The organism is Terrisporobacter mayombei, from assembly GCF_020748465.1.
Classification (GTDB): Bacteria; Bacillota; Clostridia; order Peptostreptococcales; family Peptostreptococcaceae; genus Terrisporobacter; species Terrisporobacter mayombei.
The window spans coordinates 1-439 of record NZ_JAHZMP010000275.1 but is presented as its reverse complement, the minus strand read 5'-3'; the positions used below and the strand labels follow the sequence as shown (position 1 = coordinate 439).

Genomic DNA, 439 nt, shown 5'->3' with positions numbered 1-439 from the left:
TTGGTTGGAGTGTTCCACAGTAAACTATCTGAAGGAGAAAAACATGATGTTTACAAAGCTGTCAAAGCAGGTAAAGTAAGAGTGTTAATTGGAGCTAGGTCAGCTTTATTTGCACCTTTTAATTCCTTAGGCTTAATAATAATTGATGAATGTCATGAGTCATCATATAAGTCTGAGAAGAATCCAAAATTTAATGCTATAGAAGTTGCTAGATTTATGGCATTAAAAAATAATATAACTCTTATTTTAGGTTCAGCAACGCCCTCAATTGAAGAGTATTATAGGGCAAAATCTGGAGAATACAAACTTATAAATATAAAAAGTAGAGCAAATGATAAGCCTCTTCCAAACATTGAAGTGGTAGACATGAAAGATGAGTTAGATAAAGGAAATAGAAGTATATTTAGTTTGAAATTACAAAAAGAAATACGTTATGCGA

Annotated in this window: 1 protein-coding gene; it reads left to right on the top strand. The window is 31.2% G+C overall.

Translation table 11 applies throughout. The features are described from left to right. A partial coding sequence (locus K0039_RS21545; RefSeq protein WP_438948080.1) for a DEAD/DEAH box helicase occupies positions 1-439 on the top strand: 439 nt, incomplete at both ends.